This window comes from Pseudomonas cremoris (genome assembly GCF_014230465.1).
In genome coordinates, this window is sequence record NZ_JAAXCY010000003.1 from 387,470 (window position 1) to 412,012 (window position 24,543).

The following is a 24,543-nucleotide window of genomic DNA, read 5'->3' on the forward strand; positions in this document are numbered from 1 at the left end:
CGCGCAAATAATAATGACGACCTCAGGTCGTTGGCCCGCCATCGGTGTGGAAATAACAATAATGAATCAGCCTTCTGTCAGCACCACCCTGGACGTACAGTCCTTTATCAACGCCCAGCCACTGTCGCGTTATCAGTGGCGTGTGGTGATCCTGTGTTTCCTGATCGTCTTCCTCGATGGCCTCGACACCGCCGCCATGGGCTTTATCGCGCCTGCATTGTCCCAGGACTGGGGCATCGACCGCGCCAGCCTCGGCCCGGTGATGAGTGCCGCGTTGATCGGCATGGTGTTCGGTGCATTGGGCTCTGGCCCGTTGGCCGACCGTTTTGGGCGCAAAGTCGTCTTGGTGGGCGCCGTGTTGCTGTTCGGCGCGTTCAGCCTGGCTTCGGCCTACAGCACCAACGTCGATCAACTGTTGGTGCTGCGCTTCCTCACCGGGCTGGGCCTGGGCGCGGGAATGCCGAATGCCACCACCTTGCTGTCCGAATACACCCCTGAACGCCATAAGTCGCTGCTGGTCACCAGCATGTTTTGCGGCTTTAACCTGGGCATGGCCGGCGGCGGGTTTATCTCGGCCAAGCTGATCCCGGCCTTTGGTTGGCACGCCCTGTTGATGATCGGCGGCATTCTGCCGTTGATCCTGGTGGTGGTATTGGTGCTGTGGCTACCGGAGTCGGCGCGTTATTTGGTGGTGCGCAATCGCGGCACCGACAAAGTGCGCAAAACCCTCTCACCCATTGAGCCGAGCATCGTCGCCCAGGCCACTGCGTTCAGCGTGCCCGAGCAAAAGACCGTAAAAGCGCGCAACGTGTTTGCGGTGATCTTCTCCGGGACTTACAGCGCCGGCACCTTATTGCTGTGGCTCACCTACTTTATGGGCCTGGTGATTGTTTATCTGCTGACCAGTTGGCTGCCAACCCTGATGCGCGACAGCGGTGCCAGCATGGAGCAAGCCGCGTTTATCGGCGCGTTGTTCCAGTTTGGCGGTGTGTTGAGCGCCGTAGGCGTAGGTTGGGCGATGGACCGGTTCAATCCGCACAAAGTCATCGGCACGTTCTACCTGCTGGCCGGGGTGTTTGCCTACGCGGTAGGGCAGAGCCTGGGCAACATCACGCTGTTGGCGACGTTGGTGTTGGTCGCCGGCATGTGCGTCAACGGTGCGCAATCGGCAATGCCATCCCTGGCAGCGCGCTTCTATCCGACCCAGGGTCGTGCCACGGGTGTGTCCTGGATGCTCGGCATTGGCCGCTTCGGCGCGATCCTTGGCGCGTGGATGGGCGCCACGTTGCTGGGCCTGGGCTGGAACTTCGAACAGGTACTCACCGCCCTGGTGATACCGGCTGCATTGGCCACCGCTGCGGTAGTGATCAAAGGCATGGTCAGCCATGCGGATGCCACCTGAGGCTAATCGATAGCCTGCCAACAATCCGTTCGATAATCGAACACTCAGTCGATTATCGGATTGTTTGGCCCATTTCCCCCGCTTAATCTTCAAGGCACTGCGGCGCCACCTCAGCGCCTTTTTCGATCCACACCGGGAGCCCACACCCCATGGCTGAAATACTCGCGCTGCGTGACGCGGTGAAGCAATTCGTGAACGACGGCGACACCGTCGCACTGGAAGGCTTCACCCATCTGATCCCTACGGCAGCGGGTCATGAAATCATTCGTCAGGGCAAGAAAGACCTGACGCTGGTGCGCATGACGCCTGACCTGGTCTACGACCAGTTGATCGGTGCCGGTTGCGCCCGCAAGCTGATTTTCTCCTGGGGCGGCAACCCGGGTGTGGGTTCCCTGCATCGCCTGCGTGACGCAGTCGAGAAGCAGTGGCCGCAACCGCTGGAGATCGAAGAACACAGCCACGCCGACTTGGCCAATGCCTACGTCGCTGGAGCCTCCGGCCTGCCGTTTGCGGTGCTGCGTGCCTACGCCGGATCCGACCTGCCCAAGGTCAACCCGCTGATCAAGACGGTCACCTGCCCGTTCACCGGCGAAGTGCTGGCGGCGGTGCCCTCGGTACGGCCGGACGTCACCGTGATCCACGCACAAAAGGCCGACCGCAAGGGCAATGTGTTGCTCTGGGGCATCCTCGGTGTGCAGAAGGAAGCGGCCCTGGCGGCCAAGCGTTGCATCGTCACCGTGGAAGAAATTGTCGACGATCTGAACGCACCGATGAACAGCTGCGTGTTGCCGACCTGGGCTCTGACTGCAGTGTGCCATGTTCCCGGAGGCGCGCACCCGTCCTACGCCCACGGTTACAACGAGCGTGATAACCGCTTCTACCAGGCGTGGGACCCGATCGCTCGCGACCGTGGGACCTTTACCACCTGGATTGACGAATACATCCACGGCACTGCCGATTTCAGTGAATTCCAGGCCAAGCTGGCCACCGCGCAGGAGGCCAAATAATGGCTTACTCCACCAACGAAATGATGACCGTCGCCGCCGCGCGTCGCCTCAAGAATGGCGCCGTCTGCTTTGTCGGCATCGGCCTGCCGTCCAAGGCCGCCAACCTGGCCCGCCTGACTTCATCGCCGGATGTGGTGTTGATCTACGAGTCCGGCCCGATTGGTGCCAAGCCCTCGGTGCTGCCGCTGTCCATCGGTGATGGCGAGCTGGCCGAGACCGCCGACACCGTGGTGCCGACCGGTGAGATTTTTCGCTACTGGCTGCAGGGCGGGCGCATCGACGTCGGCTTTCTCGGCGCAGCCCAGGTCGACCGTTTCGGCAATATCAATACCACCGTGGTCGGTGACTATCACCAGCCCAAAGTGCGCCTGCCAGGTGCCGGTGGCGCGCCGGAAATTGCCGGCTCCGCCAAGAGCGTGCTGATCATCCTCAAGCAATCGTCCCGTTCGTTTGTCGACAAACTGGACTTCATCACCTCCGTCGGCCATGGCGAAGGCGGCGATTCGCGCAAGCGCCTCGGCCTGCCGGGCGCTGGTCCCGTAGGGATTATTACCGACCTGTGCATCATGGAGCCGGAAGCCGGCACCCATGAATTCGTGGTCACCGCGCTGCACCCTGGCGTGACCCGTGAACACGTGGTCGCGGCCACCGGTTGGGCGATTCGTTTTGCCGAACAGGTCAGCACCACCGCCGAGCCTACTGAGGCAGAACTGACCGCCCTGCGTGACCTTGAAGCACGCACGGCCGCCGCCCACGGCCAAGCGCCGGGAGAAGCCTGATGCGCGATGTATTTATCTGTGACGCCATTCGTACCCCCATCGGCCGTTTCGGCGGTGGTTTGTCTACCGTACGCGCCGATGACTTGGCGGCACTGCCGATCAAGGCCTTGATCGAACGTAACCCCTCGGTGGACTGGAGCGCAGTGGATGAAGTGTTCCTGGGCTGCGCCAACCAGGCCGGCGAAGACAACCGCAACGTCGCCCGTATGGCGCTGTTGCTCGCGGGCTTGCCGGAGAGTATTCCCGGCGTGACCCTCAACCGTTTGTGCGCTTCAGGCATGGACGCGATTGGCACCGCTTTCCGCGCCATTGCCAGCGGCGAAATGGAGCTGGCGATTGCCGGTGGCGTCGAGTCGATGTCGCGCGCACCGTTTGTGATGGGCAAGGCCGATGCAGCGTTTTCGCGCAACATGAAGCTGGAAGACACCACCATCGGCTGGCGGTTTATCAACCCGTTGATGAAAGCCCAGTACGGCGTGGATGCGATGCCTCAGACCGCCGATAACGTTGCCGACGACTACCAGGTGTCCCGCGCCGATCAGGACGCCTTTGCCCTGCGCAGCCAGCAACGTACCGCTGCCGCGCAAGCCGCAGGTTTCTTCGCCGAGGAAATCGTACCGGTGCGTGTCGCGCATAAAAAAGGCGAGACCGTGGTGGAGCACGATGAGCACCCACGGGCTGATACCACCCTGGAAGCGCTGACCAAACTCAAGCCGGTCAACGGCCCTGACAAAACCGTCACCGCCGGCAATGCCTCGGGTGTAAATGACGGTGCGGCGGCGTTGATCCTGGCCTCCGCCGAGGCTGTCAAGAAACACGGTCTCACGGCCCGCGCCCGCGTATTGGGCATGGCCAGCGCCGGTGTTGCACCCCGTGTGATGGGCATCGGCCCGGTACCGGCGGTGCGCAAATTGGTAGAGCGCCTGGGCCTGGCGGTGAGCGATTTCGACGTGATCGAACTCAACGAAGCGTTCGCCAGCCAAGGCTTGGCAGTGCTGCGTGAACTGGGCATCGCTGACGACGCGCCGCAGGTCAACCCGAACGGCGGCGCCATCGCCCTCGGCCACCCGCTGGGCATGAGCGGCGCGCGGCTGGTACTGACGGCCCTGCATCAACTTGAAAAAACCGGCGGCAGCAAAGGCCTGGCAACCATGTGTGTGGGTGTCGGGCAAGGCTTGGCACTGGCGATTGAACGCATCTAATAAGAGAGGACTGCACCATGAGTGACAAGCCTGGATACCGGCGCCCGCAAGCGGGCACTCAACCTGATTACCTGCACCCGGCCTATCAGTCGACGAACCTGCGTTCGCCGTCCCAGCCGTTGGTGTTTCTGCCCCATTCCTTGTCGGAAATCACCGGCCCGACCATCGGCGCCGAGCGGGTCAACCCGAAGGACAACGACCTCACTGCCCAGCATGACGGCGAGCCCCAAGGCGAACGCATCATCGTGCATGGCCGTGTACTTGACGAAAACGGCCTGCCGGTGCCGGGCATTCTGGTGGAGATCTGGCAGGCCAACGCCGCCGGTCGCTACAACCACAAGCGTGACCTGCACGACGCACCGCTGGACCCGAATTTCACCGGCACTGGCCGCACTGTCACCGACGCCGATGGCTGGTATCAGTTCCAGACCATCAAGCCCGGTGCCTACCCGTGGGGCAACCACCACAACGCGTGGCGCCCGGCGCACATCCACTTTTCGCTGTTCGGCCCGAGCGTGCTGACGCGCCTGGTCACGCAGATGTACTTCCCCGGCGACCCGTTGCTGGAATACGACCCGATCTACAACTGCGTGCCGGACACCTCGGCCAAGCAGCGCCTGATCGCCCGCTTCGACCTGGAAAAAACCATTCCTTCCTATGCCCTCGGCTACCGCTGGGACATCGTCCTGCGCGGCCGCGACGCCACGCCGATGGAGAAATGAGATGACACTCAACGCAACCACGTCCCACACCGTCGGGCCGTATTACCACATCGGCCTGACCTGGCTGAACCGCGAAGACCTGACCGTCGCCGCTACCCTCGGCGAGCGCGTGGCGATCAGCGGGCAAGTGGTGGATGGCAACGGTGATGTCGTCAACGACGCCATGCTGGAAGTCTGGCAGGCCAATGCCGCCGGCAAATACGACCACCCGGAAGACGAGCAGGACAAGGCTGTCGACCCGAACTTCGAAGGCTTTGGCCGGGTGCCGGTGGATGGGGAAGGGCGTTTTCGCTTTACCACCATCAAGCCGGGTGCCGTTCCGGGCCTGAAGGGCACGACCCAGGCCCCGCACCTGGTGGTGCTGGTGTTTGCCCGTGGGTTGGTGAAGCACCTGCTGACGCGGATTTACTTTGAGGGCGAGCCGATGAATGGGGATGACCCGTTGTTGGCGTGTGTGCCCGCTGAGCGACGCGGTACCTTGATTGCCAAGCCGGATGAGGCGGGTGTGCATCAGTGGAATGTGATTTTGCAGGGGACCGATAAGGAAACGGTGTTCTTCGATTATTGAATTGGCCTTGAGGGCCTCATCGCAGGCAAGCCAGCTCCCACCTTCGAATGTGTTCACGAATCAAAACGTGTAAACACAGTAAATGTGGGAGCGGGCTTGCCCGCGAAGAGGCCCTCGCAGGCACCACATACCCAAAAGTCTTGTTGCGGAACATGGTTGTTGCAAAGTATGTCTAGGCTATAACCGTTCCCACTGAGTGAAAAAACCATGACAACAACAACGAGTCACTACACCGGAGAAGAACGCAGCAAAAGGATTTTTGCGATTGTCGGTGCCTCCTCCGGCAACCTCGTCGAATGGTTCGACTTCTACGTCTATGCCTTCTGCGCCATTTACTTTGCCCCGGCGTTTTTTCCGTCGGACGACCCTACGGTCCAACTGCTCAACACCGCCGGTGTGTTCGCCGCCGGGTTCCTGATGCGACCTATCGGCGGCTGGCTGTTTGGCCGAGTGGCCGACAAACACGGTCGTAAAAACTCAATGATGATCTCGGTGCTGATGATGTGCGCCGGTTCGCTGGTCATCGCCTTTTTGCCGACTTACAAAGACATCGGGGCCTGGGCGCCGGCGTTGCTGTTGGTGGCGCGCCTGTTCCAGGGCTTGTCGGTGGGTGGCGAATACGGCACCACCGCGACCTACATGAGTGAGGTCGCGCTCAAGGGCCAGCGCGGGTTCTTTGCCTCGTTCCAGTACGTGACACTGATCGGCGGGCAACTGCTGGCCGTGCTGGTGGTGGTGATCCTGCAACAGATCCTCACCGAAGAAGAATTGCGCGCCTGGGGCTGGCGGATTCCGTTCGTGATCGGCGCCATCGCGGCGGTGATCTCGCTGTTGCTTCGTCGTACCCTCAAGGAGACGACCAGCAAGGAAATGCGCCAGGACAAGGACGCCGGCAGCATCGCCGCGTTGTTCCGCAATCACAAAGCAGCGTTTATCACCGTGCTCGGCTACACCGCCGGTGGCTCGCTGATTTTCTACACGTTCACCACTTACATGCAGAAGTACCTGGTGAACACCGCCGGGATGCACGCGAAGACCGCCAGCTACATCATGACCGGCGCACTGTTCGTGTACATGTGCATGCAGCCACTGTTCGGCATGCTTTCGGACAAGATCGGCCGTCGTAACTCGATGCTGTGGTTCGGTGCCCTCGGCACCCTGTGCACGGTGCCGATCCTGCTCACGTTGAAAACCGTCACCAGCCCTTTCCTGGCCTTCGTGCTGATCTCGCTGGCTCTGGCCATCGTGAGCTTCTACACCTCGATCAGCGGCCTGGTGAAAGCGGAAATGTTCCCACCGCATGTGCGTGCCCTCGGTGTGGGCCTGGCCTATGCGGTGGCCAACGCGATCTTTGGTGGCTCTGCGGAGTACGTGGCCTTGGGGCTCAAATCCATGGGCATGGAAAATACCTTTTACTGGTACGTCACCGGCATGATGGCGGTGGCCTTCCTGTTCAGCTTGCGCTTGCCGAAACAGGCCGAGTACTTGCACCACGATTTGTAAGGGACGCGTTATGACACTGCGCACGAGCAACCAATTGTTCGACGCTTACTTCACGGCAGACAGCATGGCTGAGGTGTTCTGCGACACCGGACGCTTGCAGGGCATGCTGGATTTCGAGGCAGCGCTGGCGCGGGCCGAGGCCCGGGTCGGTTTGATCCCGCACGCCGCCGTCGCTCCGATTGCCCAGGCGTGCCTGGCGTCGCTGTATGACGTGGATGCCCTCGGCGTGGCAATTGCCACGGCGGGGAATTCGGCCATTCCGCTGGTGAAGGCCTTGGGCAAGTTGATTGCCAGTGAGGATGCTGGCGCCGAGCGTTATGTGCACCTGGGCGCCACCAGCCAGGATGTGATGGACACCGGCCTGGTGCTGCAACTGCGCCAAGCGGTGTTGTTGATCGAAACGGACCTGGCACGACTGGGTGACATCCTGGCCGCCCAGGCCCAGCGTTATGCCGCTGTGCCCTTGGCTGGGCGCACCTGGTTGCAGCATGCGACGCCAGTCACCCTGGGGATGAAAATCGCCGGGTGGCTGGGCGCGGTCACCCGCAGTCGCCAACGCCTGCGCGAACTCAAGCCGCGCTTGATGGTGCTGCAATTCGGTGGTGCGTCCGGCACGTTGGCGGCGCTGGGTGAGCAGGCGATGCCGGTGGCCGAAGCCCTGGCGGCGGAGTTGCAACTGGCCTTGCCTGAGCAGCCTTGGCACACCCAACGTGATCGCCTGGTGGAGTTCGCCAGCGTGCTTGGTCTGATCGCCGGCAGCCTCGGTAAATTGGGCCGCGACGTCAGCCTGTTGATGCAGACCGAAGCGGCTGAAGTGTTCGAACCCTCGGCGCCGGGCAAGGGCGGTTCGTCGACCATGCCGCACAAACGCAACCCCGTGGGCGCTGCCGTGCTGATCAGCGCGGCGACCCGTGTGCCTGGCTTGGTGGCGACGATGTTCAGCGCGATGCCCCAGGAACACGAGCGCAGCCTCGGCCTGTGGCATGCCGAATGGGAAACCCTGCCGGACATTTGCCGCTTGGTTTCCGGGGCGCTGCAACAGGCACTGCTGGTGAGCGAAGGGCTGGAAGTCGACGCCGAACGCATGGGCAAAAACCTCGACCTGACCCAAGGCCTGGTGCTGGCCGAAGCCGTAAGTATCGTGCTTGCCCAACGCCTGGGTCGTGAGACCGCGCACCATCTGCTGGAGCAATGCTGCAAACGTGCGGTCGCCGAGCAGCGGCATCTGCGTGCAGTACTGGCAGATGAACCACAGATCACGGCCGAACTGCCAGCCGCCGAACTCGATCGCCTGCTCGACCCTGCCCATTACCTGGGCCAGGCGCAAACCTGGGTCAGCCGCGCCGTAACCGAACACTTCTCTTGAGGAGACCGCTGTGGCATTTGTACAACTCGCCGAGGGCGAACTGCATTACCAATTGGACGGACCTGTGGATGCGCCAGTACTGGTGTTGTCCAACTCGTTGGGCACCGACCTGCACATGTGGGACCTCCAGATCCCGGCCTTCACCCAGCACTTTCGCGTGCTGCGCTTCGACACTCGCGGCCATGGCAAATCCCTGGTTACCGAAGGCCCCTACAGCATCGAGCAACTGGGTCGCGACGTGATCGCGCTGCTGGATGCGCTGGATATTCCGCGCGCGCACTTCTGTGGTTTGTCCATGGGCGGCTTGATCGGCCAATGGCTGGGCATCAACGCGGGTTCGCGCTTGCACCGTCTGGTGGTGTGCAACACCGCCGCCAAGATCGGCACGCCTGAGGTGTGGAACCCACGCATCGAGATGGTGTTGCGTGACGGCGCGGCGGCGATGACCGCCCTGCGCGATGCATCGATTGCACGCTGGTTTACTGCGGACTTCGCCGAAGCGCATCCGCATCAAGCCAAGCTGATCACCGACATGCTGGCGGCTACATCACCCGAAGGCTACGCAGCCAACTGCGGCGCCGTGCGCGATGCGGATTTCCGTGAACAGTTATCGTCAATCAAGGTGCCGACGTTGGTGGTTGCTGGCACTGAAGACGCGGTCACACCGCCTGCCGGCAGCCACTATATCCAGACCCATGTGCAAGGTGCCGAATACGCCGAGTTCTACGCGGCGCACCTGTCCAATGTCCAAGCGGGTGCTGCGTTCAGCGACCGTGTTGTCGAATTTTTGCTGGCCCCCTGAGGATTTTTTTGTGGACGAGAAACAACGTTACGCCGAGGGCCTGCAAGTACGCCGCGAAGTGCTGGGCGATGCCCACGTCGACCGCAGCCTCAATGCCCTGACCGAGTTCAATAGCGAGTTTCAGGAAATGATCACCCGCCACGCCTGGGGTGATATCTGGACCCGCCCGGGCCTGCCTCGGCACACCCGTAGCCTGATCACCATCGCCATGTTGATTGGCATGAACCGCAGTGAGGAGTTGAAGCTGCACCTGCGTGCCGCTGCCAGCAACGGGGTGACTCGCGCAGAGATAAAAGAGGTGCTGATGCAGAGCGCGATCTACTGCGGGATTCCGGCGGCGAATGCGACGTTTCATTTGGCGGAGTCGGTGTGGGATGAGCTGGGTGTCGAGTCTCGCCAGACTGACTGAGTTGAAATGCGATCAAAAATGTGGGAGCGGGCTTGCTCGCGAATGCGGTGGTTCAGTTTATACATGTGGTGACCGACACGGCGCTTTCGCGAGCAAGCCCGCTCCCACATTGATTTCAGGGTGTCAGTGGGAATCTGCGTCCCATACCCAGTTCCACACGCCAGGCAAATGCACTGGCTCGCTCACCTCTTTAACCGACCTGGCCAACGCCGCCCGCTCCAGCGCGTCATGGTCGGTATAGAACGGCTCCGCCGCCGTCCTCACCCCGGTGACCCGCGCGCTATCGAGCAATATCTGCAAGTACTCCTGCATATGCCGCGCCGTATAGCGGTTGATGTCATGGAACGTCACCACCACTGGTATCACGCCATCCACTGTCGGCAATTCCCCCAGGGCAATGTGCTCGCGTACCACTGAGAGCTGGTGATACAGGTTGGCGCGGCGCCGTGGGCTGCCATTGAAACCCCATATCTTGCCGTCATTGGCGCTCAAGTCAGTGAGCAATACGTGCATGCCGTGGCGCTGGTAGGCGGCGAAGGTGCGCCGGTCGTAGTTCCAGAATGGCGGGCGCACCAGTTGCGGCGGCGCGCCTGTGATCGCCGCAATGTCGGCAGCGCCCTGAGTGAGGGTGCTTTCCAGCTCGGCGTCATTGAGCCAGCGATGGTTGGTATGAAAGGCCGTTGCGGTGTGGAAGGCGAGGATATGGCCTGCAGCGAACTCACGCTCCATGGTCTTGCGGCCCCGTGAACTGCCGCCGGAACGCGACGCTTCGGTCTGCAGGAAAAACACCGCCTTGATGCCCGGCAGTATCGGGTTATGCGCCAAGTCGGCAACCACCGAGCGGCTCGGGTTGTTGTAACCCGAAGCGCTTGGGCCATCATCGAAGGTCAGCAGGAAACGGATCGGCGCCTGGGTTTGCAGGCGTTGTTCGGTCTGCGGCGTCAGGGCGATGGGCGCGCCGATGCAGCCACTGAGGCTCAAGGCCAGGGCAAGCAGGGCGCACGCTAAAGCGAAGGATTTCATGGTGTGCACGGGCTCGAATAAAAAGCCGCTGCTGATTTAGCTCAGCAGCGGCAGGCGCGCACCATACAGCAAGGTCGATGACGGTTTACAGCAGACTGATCGGGTAACTGACGATCAACCGGTTTTCATCGAACTCGTTGTTGCTGTAGTCCCGGCGCATGCTGGAATTGCGCCAGCGCACAGTGAGGTCCTTCAGCGCGCCGCTTTGCACGGTATAGCCCAGTTCACTCTCGCGGCCCCATTCCTTGCCGTCGGTAATGGTGCCGGTGTGCACGTTGCTGCCGCTGATATAGCGGTTCATCAGCGTCAGGCCCGGCACGCCGAGGGCGGCGAAGTTGTAGTCGTGGCGCACTTGCCAGGATTTTTCCTGGGCGTTGTCGTAGCTGGAGTTGTAGCTGTCGTTGGCCAGGGTGCCGCCGCTGGTGCCGTTGACGCGCATCCAGGCATTGTTGCCGGTGAGTTTTTGCAGGCCGACGTAGAAGGTGTTGCCGCCGTACTTGGCCGAGAACAGGCCGGACCAGGTCTTGTTGTCCAGCTCGCCTGCGCGGGCGCTGCCATCGTCCTTGCCGTAGAAGAACCCGAGGTTGGCGCCCAGGGTCCAGTCGCCCAGCGGTTGGCTGTGGATCAGGTTGACGTACTGCTGGCGGTAGATGTCCTTGAGCTGGGCGTTCCACAGGCCGATCTGGGTGCGCTTGTCGTTGAACGCGTACTCGCCGCCCTGGAAGTTGAAACGGTCGGAGGTGAACGCGGTTTTACCGGTCATGGACATGTCGGTCATGCTGCTGTCGTCCCGCGGGCTGTTGGCGCGGAACTGACCGCCGTACAGCGTGAGGCCGGCGATTTCTTTGGAGGTGATCTGCCCACCGCGCAGGGTTTGCGGTAGGGAGCGACCATCGTCGGCGCGCAGGATTGGCAGCACCGGCATCCATTCGCCAACCTTTACTTCGGTCTTCGAGATCTTTGCCTTGAAGGCTACGCCAAGTCGTCCGAAGTTATCGGCCGGGCGACCGTCGTGGTCCAGCGGCAGCAACTGGGTGCCGCCAGTACCGCGTCCGCCATCGAGCTTCAACGAGTACAAGCCCAACACATCCACGCCGAAACCCACCGTGCCTTGGGTAAACCCGGATTTGGCATCGAGGATGAAACTCTGCGTCCACTCCTGCGCGCCGCCCTGGGCCTTGGTGGGGTTGGTGAAGTTGCGGTTGATGAAGAAGTTGCGCAGGTTGAGGTTGGCGCTGGCGTCTTCGAGGAAGCCGTGTTCTTCGGCGACGGCGGGCAGGGCAAGGGTGGCGACAGCGGTTGCCAGCAACAGCTGGCGCGGGTGCAAAGTGCTCATGGCGTTAGGACCTGTTGTTATTGGGGTTATGCAGGTGCGGGCCATGGTGAGAGGGCGATGGGGAAGATTCAATTGGGGGGAATATGGGTTTGGGCGGTGATCGAACGTTATTCGATGTAAGCCTGGTTAATCGTGGAGTTCTGCTATCGACCTGTCAGAGTTGACAGTTGTTCAGGTGTGCCATCGAAGACTAATGTGGCCAGGCGACACGGTATTGGGGGTATGTTCCAATTGAGTTAGTTGAGGTATTCACCATGATCCATTTACACAAACCCAAGACAGTGACCCTGCCTGACGGCTTAACCACTAGCCCCGTTGAAGGTCACATTCTTGGCGAGTTGAGGCTGCAGTTTTATTCGTTTTTTCCATTCGCCTGTATTGACCTGGTTTACGTTGGCGACACAACGTCTGCTTATTTCTTTCTGAAAGGCGTTAGTACAGATTTGAAATACGAGATTATTTTGTCCGGTCCCCACACGCTGGAAGAAGGGAAGACTTACAGGATCGGTGAAGAGACTGGCGATGTGCAGGCCCAGTTTTACATCTATGACGATGACTACGAGGCCTACTCGCCAGCCAGCGGTAGCTTGACGGTGACTACCGTGGAGCAGGTCGACGAATACCAGGTTATTACAGCGAACACGGAGTTCGATTTTGTTGTATTTGATAAGGAGGATGTCGCTCAAAAGGCGAAGGTCATTGCCCATGAGATTCGCGTCAATACTCGCCCTCTCAAAAAAAAAGCACCATGAACATGGCCTGTTTCAAGTGCCCCTAGGCCGCATTGTTTCTGGCAATAGGGGCGCTTGCTAGTGTGCGTGAAGGCGCCCTTATAGTTTGGGTGACACCAGGCGCGTCCACGGAACCTGCGGCAAGTAATGCTGCGCCGCAACGATCACCCCCACCATCACCACCAGGAACGCCGCTTGCAATGGGCTCCAAAATGCCCAGTGCAAGCCGTTCAGCCACGGGTAGCCGTGGCTGAATTTATGGCTGATGTGGCCGATGCGTTTGGTGTGCAGCAGGTTGATTGCCAGCGCGCCGGCATAGGTGACCATGCCCAGTACGCCGAGCATCAGCCCGCAGGCGGCCAGCATGAGCGCTTGGGGCACGCCGTGGCGGATCACCAGCCAATACTTGTTGGGGTTAATGCGCTTGGGGATCAGGTACTGGCTTAGCCACAGGTCGGGTACCCGGTAGGTCGAGCTCATGCTGGCCCAGAACTGGGTGATGCGAAACGCGATCCCGGCCGGAATGAACGCCGCCACCATAAAGATAAACGTCGAATGCAAATCCAGCCTGCCGGGTGGCGTGTGGATCATGCTCAGGCCGATCCCCAAGGCCAAGACAGCCCATACGCGAATAAACACCTGGGTATAAATCGGCCGCGGCACAAATTTGCGCCAGAAGAACGCGTCGGGTTGCGGCAACCGTTCCAGCAGCTGCGGGTAGCGCCAGGTCAGGAGTTCGCCCAGGTGCTGGCAGGCGTTCCATTCGTTCTCGCCAAAGCCGTCGATGATGCGTTTTTGTTGGCTTGCCGACATCGGCGTGAGCAACAGGCGCGCGGCCAGGGCATCGGCCGAGGTGCGGCGAAGGTCCTGGGCTTTTTCCAGCAGGTTGGCGTAAAAGCTTTCCTGCTCGCAGCGCGAGACCAGTTCGCGCCACATCCAGGTGGGTTCCGGGCATACGCCTTTCTGGTCGTCCCAGCCGAAAACCTGGCACACCCGCTCGAACAGCGGCACGCTCCAGGTGGTGTCGTGGAGCAACTGCAGGATGATGCGTTGCCACTGCTGTTGCAGGTCGAACACCCGCAGCCAGGGTTGGTTGTTGTACTGCGTGAGCTGGATGATGAACTCGCGTTCGGCCTTCTGCTCCAGCAGTTCTTGCAAGGTGCGGCGGTATTCCTGCAAGAGTTCGCCGGAGAGCGTTTCGTGTTGCCACGGCGTCATGGCGACCTGTTGCCAGGGTGTCAGCCATTCCAAATGGTTTGCCGCCCAACTGGCTATCGCAACGCGCTCGCCTGGGTGATCGAAGCAATGACGCAACAGGCCCGCCTGGAAGGCGTCGGTGCAATCCTGTTGAATGGCGAGGGTCCAGCGCTCTATGAAGTTGCTGACGTTGAGGCCACTGAGCAGTGCCTGTGCCGGGTCGGCCTTGGGCGCTTCGAATGGGGCCGGGTGCAGGGCACTGACGTCCATCAGTTCGGCGAGGTCGTTGAGGTTGCCGTAGGTTTGTTCGGCCACGGGCGCTGCAGTGGTGGTGGTTTCCTCGTCCTCCCACTCGGCCCGCCAGCGTGCGTAGGCCAATGCTTCTTCATAGGCTTCGCGCAGGCGCTGGAAGCCTTCGGCGTCGTCGTCCGGGCGGCAGCTTTTCAGCAGCCGCGCATAGGTACGCTTGATGGTGCGTTCGTCGGCTTCTTCCGGCAGTTGCAGCACGGTCCAGCAATTCATGGGGTGTTCCCTCAGCGCCAGAACCCGTTGTCGAGCTGTTCAAGTTGACGGGTCAGTTCACTGCGGGCGTCGCGGATCCGGCGTTCGTCCTGGGTGTCGAGCACCTGCTGGAACTGGCCGGCCCAGTGCCCGAGTTGCTCGCGCAGTTCGCCGAGGCTTTCCTGATAGAGCCGTTCGAGGCGCGCGGTGAGTACGGTGTTGACCTGTTGGTCGCGCGGGTGAACCTTCAACTGCGCCAGGGCTTGCAGGCGTTGCTGGATTTCTTCCGGGTTCAGCACGCCGGGGTTGTTCTCGATCACCAGGGAGTGTTGCTCGCCGGTCAGCGGGATACTTACCTGGGCTTCCAACAGGCCGTTGTTGTCGTAGGTGAAGCGCACGTCCAGCGAGACTTCACCCGCCTTGCGCTTGGGCACGGCGATGTCCAGTTGGCCCAGCTCGATGTTGTCTTTGACCAGGCGGCTTTCGCCCTGGTAGATCTTGAGCAGCACCTGGCTCTGGTTGTCATGCAGGGTGACCACGGTCTTGACCCGGCTGACCGGCACGCTGCTGTTGCGCTCGATCAGCGGCAGGTAGTGGCCGCTTTCGATATGGCTGCCGTACTGGTTCGAGGTTTCGATGCCCAGGGTGTAGGGGCATACGTCGGTCAGCACCACTTCTTCCAGCGCCGCCGAACGGGCCTTGAGCGCGGCCTGGATCGCGGCGCCATGGGCGACCACCTGGTCTGGGTCGAGGCTGATGGACGGGAAGCGTCCGAACAAACCGGCGGCAAGTTTGCGCACCAGCGGCATGCGCGTGGTACCGCCAACCAGCAGGATTTCATCGAGGTCGCCGACCCGAATCCGCGCATCGCGCAGGGCGCGTTCGATGGGCGCACGCAGGCGCTCCAGTAGCGGGGTGTACAGCTTGGCGAGTTCTTGCTGGGTGATGGTTTTCACCCATTGCTGGCCGTCCACGCGCAGGGCGAAGTCAGCGCTGTCGTCTTGGCCGAGGGCTTTGCGCACACGCTCGGCTTCACGGCGCAGGGCTTGCAGCACGCTGCTGGTGGGCGGGAAACCCTGGGCATTGCGCTGGCTGTCGACGAAGTGTTCCAGCAGCAGGGTGTCGAAGTCTTCGCCGCCGAGGAAGTTGTCGCCAGCACTGGCGCGCACTTCCATCACACCGTCGAACAGCTCGATGATCGACACGTCAAAGGTACCGCCGCCAAGGTCGAACACCAGGAACGAAGTTTCTTTGTCACGCTGGTGCAGGCCGTAGGCGAGGGCTGCGGCGGTGGGTTCGTTGATCAGCTTGTCGACGTTGAGCCCGGCCAGTTCACCGGCAATGCGCGTGGCTTTGCGTTGGCCGTCGCTGAAATAGGCGGGCACGCTGATCACGGCTTCGGTGACGGTATGGCCGTAGGTGCGTTCGATATCTTCCTTGAGGCTTTTGAGTACCAGCGCGGAGAGCTCTTCCGGGCGGAACGATTTGTCGCCCAGGCGCACTTCGGTGGCACTGCCCATGAAGCGTTTGAACAATGAAGTGGTGAGGTGCGGGTGGGTGTGCAGGCGCTCTTTGGCGGCCTGGCCTACCAGGATGCGGCCTTGGTCATCCAGGCCGACCACGCTTGGGGTCAGCAACTGGCCAAGGGCATTGGGGACTAGTTCGGCGGCATCACCGCGCCATACCGCTGCAAGACTGTTGGTGGTCCCCAGGTCGATTCCTACGATCATTACGACAAGCTCCCTCTGTGGTCTGTAAGAATCTGTGACCAATTTTATCCTGAAAGGTTGAGCGAAAAGCAAGGAGGGCAGCCTGTAGTGAGCGGGCTTGCCCCGCGCTGGGGGGCGGAGCCGCCCTAAACCCAGGCGCCTCGGTGTATCAGTAAGACCGAAGCAGCCGGATTTGGGGCGGCTTCGCCCCCCAGCGCGGGCAAGCCCGCTCACTACAGACGGGCATAAAAAAACCGCTTCCGGTGAGGGAAGCGGTTTTGTTTATCTACAGCAGCGCTATCAGAACAACTTCAGCGCCGGTGCTTCTTCTTTCAACGGCTCGTTCTTCGCAGTCTGCTCGCTCCAGCCACCGCCGAGGGCCTTGTACAGGTTGACCTCGCTGGTGAGCTGCGCCAGGCGGTCGGTGATCAGCGATTGCTGGGCACTGAACAGTTGGCGCTGGGCGTCGAGGAACGTCAGGTTGCTGTCGACACCAATGCGATAGCGACGCTCGGCCAGGCGGTAGTAGTCCTGGTTGGCGGCGACGAAACCACGTTGCGCTTCCAGTTGCTGCTTGTAGGTTTCACGTGAGGCGAGGCCGTCCGAGACTTCCTGGAAGCCGGTCTGGATCGCTTTCTCGTAGTTCGCCACGTTGATCTCTTTCTGGATCTTCGAGTAGTCCAGGCTGGCGCGCAGGCTGCCGGCGTTGAAGATCGGGATGTTGATCTGCGGGGCGAACGACCAGGTGCCCGAGCCGCCTTTGAACAGGCCGCCCAAGGTTGGGCTTGCGGTGCCGGCACTGGCCGTCAGGCTGATGCTCGGGAAGAACGCAGCACGCGCCGCGCCGATATTGGCGTTGGCGGCTTTGAGGTTGTACTCGGCCTGAATGATGTCGGGACGACGTTGCAGCAGGTCCGATGGCAACCCGGCCGGCACTTCGCTGAGCAGGTTATCCGACAGCGGCTGGCTGGCGATATTCGCCGGCAAGCCAGTGCCCAGCAGCAGGGTCAGGCTGTTCTCGTCCTGCGCGACCTGGCGGGTGTAGCGCGCCAGGGCAACCCGGGCGTTTTCCACCGAGGTACGCGCCTGGCTGAGGTCGAGGGCCGAGGCCACGCCGACTTCGTTGCTGCGCGAGGTCAGCTTGTAGCTCTGCTCGTACGCGCCCAGGGTGTCCTGGGTGAGCTTGAGCAGCTCTTTGTCGGCCTGCCAGGTCAGGTAGGCGTTGGCCACGCTGGCCACCAGGCTGATCTGGGTACTGCGGCGCGCTTCTTCAGTGGCGAAGTACTTTTGCAGGGCTTCCTCACTCAAGCTGCGTACGCGACCGAACAGGTCCAGCTCATACGAGCTGATACCAAGGCCTGCCGAATATTGGCTGCTGATGGTCGATTCGCCGGTCTGTGACAGCTTGGCCGGAGTACGCGAACGGCTACCGCTGCCCGTGGCCGATACGGCCGGGAACAGGTCGGCACGCTGGATCTGGTACTGCGCCGCGTAGGCGTCGATGTTCAGGGCCGCGACACGCAGGTCACGGTTGTTCACCAGCGCCGTCTGGATCAGCTGTTGCAGGGCAGGGTCGTGGAAAAACTGCTTCCAGCCTTGCTCGACAGCGGCCTGGCTCGGCGCCTGGGCCGACGAATACGCCGGCCCCTGCGGGAACTGGGCGGCCACCGGCGCCTCAGGGCGCTGATAGTCAGGTATCAGCGAGCAGCCACTGAGCACGAATGCCGTGACGGCTAAGGAAAGGAGCGACTTGCTCATTGGCCAGCCTCTTTAGGAGTTTCAGTAGTTTCAGTCTTTTTGCGCTCGCCAGCGGAGGACACGGTCGCGTAGAACAGCGGCACCCAGAAGATCGCCAAGACAGTGGCCGTGATCATACCGCCAATTACGCCGGTACCGATGGCGTGCTGGCTGCCCGAACCGGCACCGCTGGAAATTGCCAGCGGCAGTACGCCAAGCATAAACGCCATGGACGTCATGATGATCGGACGCAGACGCATGCGGGACGCCTCGATGGCTGCCTCGACGATGCCCTTGCCTTGTTCGTGGAGTTCTTTGGCGAACTCCACGATCAAGATGGCGTTCTTCGCTGCCAGGCCCACCGTTACCAGCAAGCCCACCTGGAAGAACACGTCGTTGGACAGCCCGCGCAGGCTGGTGGCGATCAATGCACCGATCACACCCAGTGGGACCACCAGGATTACCGCGATCGGGATCGACCAGCTTTCGTACAGTGCCGCGAGGCACAGGAACACTACCAGCAGCGACAGGGCGTACAGCGCAGGTGCCTGTGAGCCGGACAGACGTTCTTCGTACGACAGACCGGTCCACGCATAACCAACGCCGGCCGGCAGGTCCTTGGCAATCCGCTCGACTTCCGCCATCGCGTCACCGGTACTGTAGCCAGGTGCCGGGGTACCGAGGATTTCCATCGCCGCTACACCGTTGTAACGCGAGAGCTTGGGCGAACCGTAGATCCACTTGCCCGACGAGATGGCCGACAGCGGCACCATCTTCCCGGAGGTGCTGCGCACGTACCATTTGTCGAGGTCTTCCGGCGACATCCGGCTGGCGGCATCACCCTGTACATACACCTTCTTCACACGACCACGGTCGATGAAGTCGTTGACGTAACTGCCACCCAAGGCAATCGCCAGGGTGCTCTGGATGTCCGACAGGCTGATGCCCTGGGCGCTGGCCTTCTCGTCGTCAACGGTCAGCTCGTACTGCGGCTCATCGTTCACGCCGTTGGGGCGCACACCCGCCAGGATCTTGCTTTGTGCGGCGGCACCGAGGAACTGGTTGCGTGCAGCCATCAGCTTCTCGTGGCCGACGCCACCCTGGTCTTGCAGGAACACGTCGAAACCCGTGGCGTTACCCAGTTCCAGAACCGAAGGCGGCACGATGGCAAATACCATGGCGTCCTTGAAGGCCCCGAAGAAGTAACCCTGGGCACGCTTGGCCACTTCGAATACCGACATGGACGAATCACGTTCATCCCATGGCTTGAGCATCACGAACGCCAGGCCCGAACTCTGGCCACGACCCGCGAAGTTAAAGCCGTTCACGGTAAATACCGACTTCACGGCCTTGCCTTCGCCCGGCTCACCTTCCTTGTCGTTCAACAAGAAGGCGCGCATATCATCGATGACTTTCTGCGTACGTTCAGCCGAAGAACCCACCGGTGTCTGAACCTGGGCAAAGATCACACCCTGGTCTTCCTCAGGCAGGAACGCGCTTGGAATACGGGTGAACATCCAGATCATGCCAGCCAGGATCAGCGTGTAGACCAGGAATGCCGGGATCTTGTGCTTGATCATGTTGCCCACGCCACGCTCGTAGCTCAGTACGCCACGGTCGAAGGTGCGGTTGAACCAGCCGAAGAAACCACGCTTGGGTTGGCCGTGCTTTTCAGGGTCGATTGGCTTGAGCATGGTGGCGCACAAGGCCGGGGTGAAGATCAGGGCAACCAGTACCGACAACGCCATCGCCGAAACAATGGTGATCGAGAACTGACGGTAGATCACACCCGTGGAGCCGCCGAAGAACGCCATCGGCAGCAGTACCGCCGACAGTACCAGCGCGATACCCACGAGGGCGCCCTGGATCTGGCCCATGGACTTGACCGTCGCCTCCTTGGGCGACAAGTGTTCCTCGGCCATTACCCGCTCGACGTTTTCCACCACAACGATGGCGTCGTCCACCAGCAAGCCGATGGCCAGGATCATGCCGAACATGGTCAGGGTGTTGATGGTAAAACCGAACGCCGCCAGGATCCCGAAGGTACCCAGCAATACCACCGGAACCGTCATGGTGGTGATGATGGTGGCACGGAAGTTCTGCAGGAACAGGAACATCACCAGGAACACCAGCACGATCGCTTCGACCAGGGTGTGTACTACACCGGAGATCGATTCGGTGACCACAGGCGTGGTGTCATATGGCACCACCGCCTTCATGCCAGGCGGGAAGAACGGTTCCAGCGAGGCCACGGTTTCACGGATGGCCTTGGCGGTGTCGAGGGCGTTGGCACCCGCTGCCAGCTTGATTGCCATACCGGATGCCGGCTTGCCGTTGAACTGCGCACTGATGCTGTAGTTCTGGCCGCCGAGTTCGATACGGGAAACGTCACGCAGGCGGACCTGCGAGCCATCGGTGTTGACCTTTAGCAGGATCTTGCCGAACTCTTCGGCGCTTTGCAGACGGGTCTTGCCGATGATGGTGGCGTTGAGCTGAGTGCCGGGCAGGGCAGGCAGGCCACCCAGTTGACCGGTGGCCACCTGGACGTTCTGTGCCGCGATGGCGCTGCTGACGTCTACCGGGGTCAACTGGTAGTTGTTCAGCTTGGTGGGGTCGAGCCAGATACGCATGGCGTACTGCGAACCGAACACCTGGAAGTCACCTACACCCGCTGTACGGGAAATCGGGTCCTGGATGTTCGACACGATGTAGTTGGACAGGTCGTCCTTGGTCATGCTGCCGTCTTCCGACACCAGACCAATCACCATCAGGAAGTTCTTCACCGACTTGGTCACGCGGATACCCTGCTGCTGCACTTCTTGCGGCAGCAGTGGGGTCGCCAGGTTCAGCTTGTTCTGCACCTGAACCTGGGCGATGTCCGGGTTGGTACCCTGGTTGAACGTCGCGGTGATGGTCATGCTGCCGTCGGAGTTACTGTCCGAGGCGACATAACGCAGGTTGTCGATACCGTTGAGCTGTTGCTCGATGACCTGTACCACGGTGTCCTGCACGGTTTGTGCAGACGCGCCTGGGTAGGTCACCTGGATATCAATGGCGGTTGGCGCAATGGCCGGGTATTGGTTGATGGGCAACTTCAGGATCGACAGTGCCCCGACCAGCATGATCACCAGGGCAATTACCCAGGCGAAAATGGGACGGTCGATAAAAAATTTCGACATGGGTTACTCCCCCTGGCCAGCAGCGGCGGCAGGAGCAGGAGCAGAACCGGCAGGCTTGGCGTTATCCGCGTCCTTGACCTTGACTTCGATGCCCGGCTTGATGAATTGCAGGCCTTCGGTGATCACGCGGTCACCGGCGTCCAGGCCTTTTTCCACCAGCCAGTAGGCGCCGGAAGTACGGTTGGCAACCAGTTGGCGCTGCTCGACCTTGTTGTCCTTGTTCACCACCAGTGCGGTTGGAATGCCCTTGATGTCGCGGGTCACGCCTTGCTGCGGTGCCAGGATGGCCTTGCTGTTCACACCGGCTTGCAACTGGGCGTGTACGAACATGCCCGGCAGCAGGGTGTGGTCAGGGTTGGGGAACACGGCGCGCAGGGTCACGGAGCCGGTGGTCTGGTCAACCGAGACTTCGGAGAACTCCAGCTTGCCGTCCAGCTTGTAGGCACTGCCGTCTTCCAGGGTCAGCTTGACCTTGGCGGCATTGTCGCCGGCTTTTTCCAGTTGGCCGCTTTCCAGGTCACGGCGCAGCTTCAGCATTTCGGCCGAGGACTGCGTGACGTCGACGTAGATCGGGTCCAGTTGCTGGATCACGGCCATGGCATCGGTCTGGCCGTTGCTGACCAGTGCGCCTTCGGTCACCGAAGAGCGGCCGATACGCCCGGAGATCGGCGCGAACACTTTGGTGTAGCGCACGTTGATCTGGGCGGACTGCAGGTTGGCTTCGGCGGTCATGCGGTTGGCGACCGCGGTGTCGTATTCCTGGCGGCTGACGGCTTGTTCATCGACCAACTGCTTGTAGCGGTCGGTGATGGACTTGGTCTGGGTCAGGCTGGCTTGTGCGCTTTTGAGGGTGGCGTCATACACCGACGGGTCGATCTGGTAGAGCTGTTGCCCTTCCTTCACGTCGCCGCCTTCCTTGAACAGGCGCTTGAGAATGATGCCGTTGACCTGAGGACGAACTTCCGCGATGCGGTAGGCCGTGGTGCGACCTGGCAGCTCGGACGTCAGGGTAAAGGCTTGCGGTTGAATGGTGACCACGCCGACCTGAGGTGTTTGAGCGGGCGGAGCCGCTTCTTCCTTTTTACATCCGCTGAGCAGCGATGCCAGGGCGACGGCAGTGACCAGAGCGGTAACAGCTGGCTTAAGTTGCATGAAGATCCTCGGGTCAGGCGCGCAGAGTGCGCACAAGAAGTGTGGAAGGGTAAAAAACAAGCTGTGAGTGGATAAGTAGCTTGCTACGCAATATACTTACGTTCATGGTTGTTTGTAAACTCTTGACAGGCTTCGCGGAATGTTGACAAAGCAACGCCCAAAGCCTCGATTCCATTACGTTCGGTACCCATGACGGTGCCGTCCCACAAATATTCGGATGATCGTTAGCCGCTATTAATTCTGCGTTAACAATAGTCCCAAGTGTCCTGATTGAGGTTTTACTGCCATGGTTCGTCGCACCAAAGAGGAAGCTCAGGAAACGCGAAGCCAAATTCTCGAAGCCGCCGAACAGGCCTTTTACGAGCGCGGTGTTGCGCGGACCACGCTGGCGGAAATCGCTGCGTTGGCGGGCGTAACGCGTGGGGCTATCTATTGGCATTTCAGCAACAAGTCCGATTTGCTCCAGGCGTTGCTCGACACGCTGCATGAACCCCTGGATGAATTGGCCCGGGCGAGTGAGAGCGAGGATGAAGTCGACCCGCTGGGCTGTATGCGCAAGCTGTTGATTCATTTGTTCCATCAAGTGGCCCTGGACCCGAAAACCCGGCGCATCAACGAGATCTTGTTTCATAAGTGCGAATTCACCGATGAAATGTGCGACATGCGCCGCCAGCGCCAGACCCACAGCCAGGAATGCAACCTGCGCATCGGCCTGACATTGCGTAACGCGGTCCATCGCGGGCAACTCCCGGAAAATCTCGACACCACCCGTGGTGCGGTGTGTATTCATGCCTACATCAACGGGCTGATTGGCCAGTGGCTGCTGGTGCCTGACAGCTTCAAGCTGCACCAGGAGGCGGAACGCTGGGTTGATGCCGGGTTGGACATGCTGCGCCTGAGCCCTAGCCTGCGCAATTAAGACAAAATGCGTAATTGCATCATGTTGTGTCAACAGTAAAGACCAGAGACAGTCAATCGTCCCTATGCCTGATTGGTGGGGTGACTTTATATACGGGCTGGCGGGCGGTTGATAGGTAGCCGCCTAAGTATTTTGTAGCGATATTGTTGCAAGGCTGTGAAGGAGTGTTTCCCGTAGCCCAAGAAAAAGCCCCGGTCATTGTGAGCCGGGGCTTTTTCGTTTCAGCGGGTTACGTCAGATCGCCAATGTCGGGTAGTCGATATAACCGACCGGGCCTTTGCCGTAGAAGGTTTCCGGGTGGGCTTCGTTCAGCGGCGCATCGGCTTTCAGGCGAGCCGGCAGGTCCGGGTTGGCAATGAACGGCACGCCAAATGCCACCGCATCTGCCTTGCCCGCCGCCAGCCAGGCGTTGGCAGTGTCTTTGGTGAAGCGTTCGTTAGCGATGTACGGGCCGCCGAAAGCCTTCTTCAATTGCGGGCCGAGGCTGTCAGCGCCTTCCTTCTCACGGGAGCAGATGAACGCGATGCCACGCTTGCCCAACTCACTGGCAACGTAGGTGAAGGTTTCCGCCAGGTTGTCGTCACCCATGTCATGGGCGTCGGCACGGGGTGCCAAATGCACGCCTACACGACCGGCACCCCAGACTTCGATGGCCGCATCGGTCACCTCCAGCAGCAGGCGTGCACGGTTTTCCAGCGAGCCGCCGTAGTTGTCGGTGCGGTGGTTAGTGCTGCTTTGCAGGAACTGGTCGAGCAGGTAGCCGTTGGCACCGTGGATTTCCACGCCATCGAAGCCGGCAGCTTTGGCGTTCTCGGCACCGGTGCGATAGGCGTCGATGATGTCGGCGATTTCAGCGGTTTCGAGGGCGCGCGGGGTCGGGTAGTCGGCCAGCGGGCGAACCAGGCTAACGTGGCCTTTGGCTTGGATCGCGCTCGGGGCTACCGGGGCTTCGCCGTTCAGGTAGGACTCATGGGAGATCCGGCCAACGTGCCACAGTTGCAGGAAGATCTTGCCGCCTGCGCCGTGAATTGCTTTGGTCACGTTGGCCCAGCCGCGTACCTGGTCGTTGGACCAGATGCCCGGGGTGTCCGGGTAGCCCACGCCCAGCGGCGTCACGGAGGTGGCTTCGCTGAGGATCAGCCCGGCGGAAGCACGTTGCACGTAGTACTCGGCCATCAGCGCGTTGGGCACGCGGCCGGCATCAGCGCGGCAGCGGGTCAGCGGCGCCATGATGATGCGGTTCGACAGTTCCAGGTCGCCCAGTTTGATCGGATCGAAAATAGTCGTCATGGGAAAACA

Annotated in this window: 20 protein-coding genes; 12 read left to right on the plus strand and 8 right to left on the minus strand. The window is 61.0% G+C overall.

Going from position 1 to position 24,543, the window contains the following annotated elements:
- Nucleotides 1-61 precede the first annotated feature (61 nt).
- The 10 genes from HF257_RS08475 (at nucleotide 62) to pcaC (ending at nucleotide 9,760) form a co-directional block, all read left to right on the plus strand.
- Complete coding sequence (locus HF257_RS08475; RefSeq protein ID WP_185707254.1) at nucleotides 62-1,402, plus strand: MFS transporter; 1,341 nt, start codon at nucleotides 62-64, stop codon at nucleotides 1,400-1,402.
- 149 nt (nucleotides 1,403-1,551) lie between these two features.
- Nucleotides 1,552-2,409 carry a CoA transferase subunit A gene (locus HF257_RS08480; RefSeq protein ID WP_185707252.1) on the plus strand — a complete coding sequence of 286 codons (858 nt, stop codon included), beginning with the start codon at nucleotides 1,552-1,554 and terminating at the stop codon, nucleotides 2,407-2,409.
- Nucleotides 2,406-3,188, plus strand: a complete 783-nt coding sequence (locus HF257_RS08485; RefSeq protein WP_185707835.1) for a CoA-transferase subunit beta — start codon at nucleotides 2,406-2,408, stop codon at nucleotides 3,186-3,188. Before HF257_RS08480 ends, HF257_RS08485 begins: the two co-directional genes overlap by 4 nt.
- Nucleotides 3,185-4,390 carry a 3-oxoadipyl-CoA thiolase gene (pcaF, locus tag HF257_RS08490; protein ID WP_185707834.1) on the plus strand — a complete coding sequence of 402 codons (1,206 nt, stop codon included), beginning with the start codon at nucleotides 3,185-3,187 and terminating at the stop codon, nucleotides 4,388-4,390. The genes HF257_RS08485 and pcaF overlap by 4 nt, the downstream gene beginning before the upstream one ends.
- A 17-nt stretch (nucleotides 4,391-4,407) precedes the next feature.
- Nucleotides 4,408-5,112 carry a protocatechuate 3,4-dioxygenase subunit beta gene (pcaH, locus tag HF257_RS08495; protein WP_185707250.1) on the plus strand — a complete coding sequence of 235 codons (705 nt, stop codon included), beginning with the start codon at nucleotides 4,408-4,410 and terminating at the stop codon, nucleotides 5,110-5,112.
- Nucleotide 5,113: 1 nt separating this feature from the next.
- The gene (pcaG, locus tag HF257_RS08500) at nucleotides 5,114-5,680 is read left to right on the plus strand and encodes a protocatechuate 3,4-dioxygenase subunit alpha (protein WP_185707247.1); all 567 of its coding nucleotides are present in this window, start codon (nucleotides 5,114-5,116) and stop codon (nucleotides 5,678-5,680) included.
- Nucleotides 5,681-5,887: 207 nt separating this feature from the next.
- A complete protein-coding gene (locus HF257_RS08505; RefSeq protein ID WP_012722673.1) occupies nucleotides 5,888-7,183 on the plus strand; it encodes an MFS family transporter in 1,296 nt (431 codons plus the stop codon).
- A gap of 10 nt (nucleotides 7,184-7,193) precedes the next feature.
- Complete coding sequence (locus HF257_RS08510) at nucleotides 7,194-8,549, plus strand: 3-carboxy-cis,cis-muconate cycloisomerase (protein ID WP_185707245.1); 1,356 nt, start codon at nucleotides 7,194-7,196, stop codon at nucleotides 8,547-8,549.
- 10 nt (nucleotides 8,550-8,559) lie between these two features.
- Nucleotides 8,560-9,351, plus strand: a complete 792-nt coding sequence (gene pcaD / locus HF257_RS08515) for a 3-oxoadipate enol-lactonase (protein WP_185707243.1) — start codon at nucleotides 8,560-8,562, stop codon at nucleotides 9,349-9,351.
- 10 nt (nucleotides 9,352-9,361) lie between these two features.
- Complete coding sequence (gene pcaC, locus HF257_RS08520) at nucleotides 9,362-9,760, plus strand: 4-carboxymuconolactone decarboxylase (protein WP_185707241.1); 399 nt, start codon at nucleotides 9,362-9,364, stop codon at nucleotides 9,758-9,760.
- A 123-nt stretch (nucleotides 9,761-9,883) separates the two neighbouring features.
- Here the strand turns inward: pcaC and HF257_RS08525 are convergent, their stop codons facing one another.
- On the minus strand, nucleotides 9,884-10,783 hold the full coding sequence (locus HF257_RS08525) for a polysaccharide deacetylase family protein (RefSeq protein WP_185707239.1): 900 nt from the start codon (nucleotides 10,781-10,783) through the stop codon (nucleotides 9,884-9,886).
- Between the two features lie 85 nt (nucleotides 10,784-10,868).
- Entirely contained in the window at nucleotides 10,869-12,119 is a 1,251-nt protein-coding gene (locus HF257_RS08530; protein WP_185707237.1) for an OprD family porin, read from the minus strand.
- A gap of 254 nt (nucleotides 12,120-12,373) precedes the next feature.
- On the opposite strand from HF257_RS08530, the gene HF257_RS08535 reads away from it, so the two are divergent.
- Entirely contained in the window at nucleotides 12,374-12,871 is a 498-nt protein-coding gene (locus HF257_RS08535; RefSeq protein WP_185707235.1) for a hypothetical protein, read from the plus strand.
- Between the two features lie 78 nt (nucleotides 12,872-12,949).
- Here the strand turns inward: HF257_RS08535 and HF257_RS08540 are convergent, their stop codons facing one another.
- From HF257_RS08540 to HF257_RS08560, 5 genes are all read right to left on the minus strand, one after another.
- The gene (locus HF257_RS08540; protein WP_185707233.1) at nucleotides 12,950-14,569 is read right to left on the minus strand and encodes a J domain-containing protein; all 1,620 of its coding nucleotides are present in this window, start codon (nucleotides 14,567-14,569) and stop codon (nucleotides 12,950-12,952) included.
- Nucleotides 14,570-14,580: 11 nt separating this feature from the next.
- A complete protein-coding gene (locus HF257_RS08545) occupies nucleotides 14,581-16,278 on the minus strand; it encodes a molecular chaperone HscC (RefSeq protein WP_185707231.1) in 1,698 nt (565 codons plus the stop codon).
- 279 nt (nucleotides 16,279-16,557) lie between these two features.
- Nucleotides 16,558-18,015 carry an AdeC/AdeK/OprM family multidrug efflux complex outer membrane factor gene (gene adeC, locus HF257_RS08550; protein ID WP_185707229.1) on the minus strand — a complete coding sequence of 486 codons (1,458 nt, stop codon included), beginning with the start codon at nucleotides 18,013-18,015 and terminating at the stop codon, nucleotides 16,558-16,560.
- Nucleotides 18,012-21,173, minus strand: coding sequence for an efflux RND transporter permease subunit (locus HF257_RS08555; RefSeq protein WP_185707227.1), 3,162 nt, complete (start codon nucleotides 21,171-21,173; stop codon nucleotides 18,012-18,014). The genes adeC and HF257_RS08555 overlap by 4 nt, the downstream gene beginning before the upstream one ends.
- A gap of 3 nt (nucleotides 21,174-21,176) precedes the next feature.
- Nucleotides 21,177-22,325: an efflux RND transporter periplasmic adaptor subunit gene (locus tag HF257_RS08560; RefSeq protein WP_185707225.1), complete on the minus strand. Its 1,149-nt coding sequence runs from the start codon at nucleotides 22,323-22,325 to the stop codon at nucleotides 21,177-21,179.
- 286 nt (nucleotides 22,326-22,611) lie between these two features.
- On the opposite strand from HF257_RS08560, the gene HF257_RS08565 reads away from it, so the two are divergent.
- Nucleotides 22,612-23,244, plus strand: a complete 633-nt coding sequence (locus HF257_RS08565) for a TetR family transcriptional regulator (protein WP_185707223.1) — start codon at nucleotides 22,612-22,614, stop codon at nucleotides 23,242-23,244.
- Nucleotides 23,245-23,478: 234 nt separating this feature from the next.
- Here the strand turns inward: HF257_RS08565 and HF257_RS08570 are convergent, their stop codons facing one another.
- A complete protein-coding gene (locus HF257_RS08570) occupies nucleotides 23,479-24,534 on the minus strand; it encodes an alkene reductase (protein ID WP_185707221.1) in 1,056 nt (351 codons plus the stop codon).
- Nucleotides 24,535-24,543: the final 9 nt, after the last annotated feature.

Bases quoted from the DNA above. Each gene is read 5' to 3' on its own strand.
- HF257_RS08475 (WP_185707254.1), top strand. From the start codon at position 62: ATGAATCAGCCTTCTGTCAGCACCACCCTGGACGTACAGTCCTTTATC.
- HF257_RS08480 (WP_185707252.1), top strand. From the start codon at position 1,552: ATGGCTGAAATACTCGCGCTGCGTGACGCGGTGAAGCAATTCGTGAAC.
- pcaH (WP_185707250.1), top strand. From the start codon at position 4,408: ATGAGTGACAAGCCTGGATACCGGCGCCCGCAAGCGGGCACTCAACCT.
- pcaG (WP_185707247.1), top strand. From the start codon at position 5,114: ATGACACTCAACGCAACCACGTCCCACACCGTCGGGCCGTATTACCAC.
- HF257_RS08505 (WP_012722673.1), top strand. From the start codon at position 5,888: ATGACAACAACAACGAGTCACTACACCGGAGAAGAACGCAGCAAAAGG.
- HF257_RS08510 (WP_185707245.1), top strand. From the start codon at position 7,194: ATGACACTGCGCACGAGCAACCAATTGTTCGACGCTTACTTCACGGCA.
- HF257_RS08525 (WP_185707239.1), bottom strand. From the start codon at position 10,783: ATGAAATCCTTCGCTTTAGCGTGCGCCCTGCTTGCCCTGGCCTTGAGC.
- HF257_RS08530 (WP_185707237.1), bottom strand. From the start codon at position 12,119: ATGAGCACTTTGCACCCGCGCCAGCTGTTGCTGGCAACCGCTGTCGCC.
- HF257_RS08535 (WP_185707235.1), top strand. From the start codon at position 12,374: ATGATCCATTTACACAAACCCAAGACAGTGACCCTGCCTGACGGCTTA.
- HF257_RS08540 (WP_185707233.1), bottom strand. From the start codon at position 14,569: ATGAATTGCTGGACCGTGCTGCAACTGCCGGAAGAAGCCGACGAACGC.
- HF257_RS08545 (WP_185707231.1), bottom strand. From the start codon at position 16,278: ATGATCGTAGGAATCGACCTGGGGACCACCAACAGTCTTGCAGCGGTA.
- adeC (WP_185707229.1), bottom strand. From the start codon at position 18,015: ATGAGCAAGTCGCTCCTTTCCTTAGCCGTCACGGCATTCGTGCTCAGT.
- HF257_RS08555 (WP_185707227.1), bottom strand. From the start codon at position 21,173: ATGTCGAAATTTTTTATCGACCGTCCCATTTTCGCCTGGGTAATTGCC.
- HF257_RS08560 (WP_185707225.1), bottom strand. From the start codon at position 22,325: ATGCAACTTAAGCCAGCTGTTACCGCTCTGGTCACTGCCGTCGCCCTG.
- HF257_RS08565 (WP_185707223.1), top strand. From the start codon at position 22,612: ATGGTTCGTCGCACCAAAGAGGAAGCTCAGGAAACGCGAAGCCAAATT.
- HF257_RS08570 (WP_185707221.1), bottom strand. From the start codon at position 24,534: ATGACGACTATTTTCGATCCGATCAAACTGGGCGACCTGGAACTGTCG.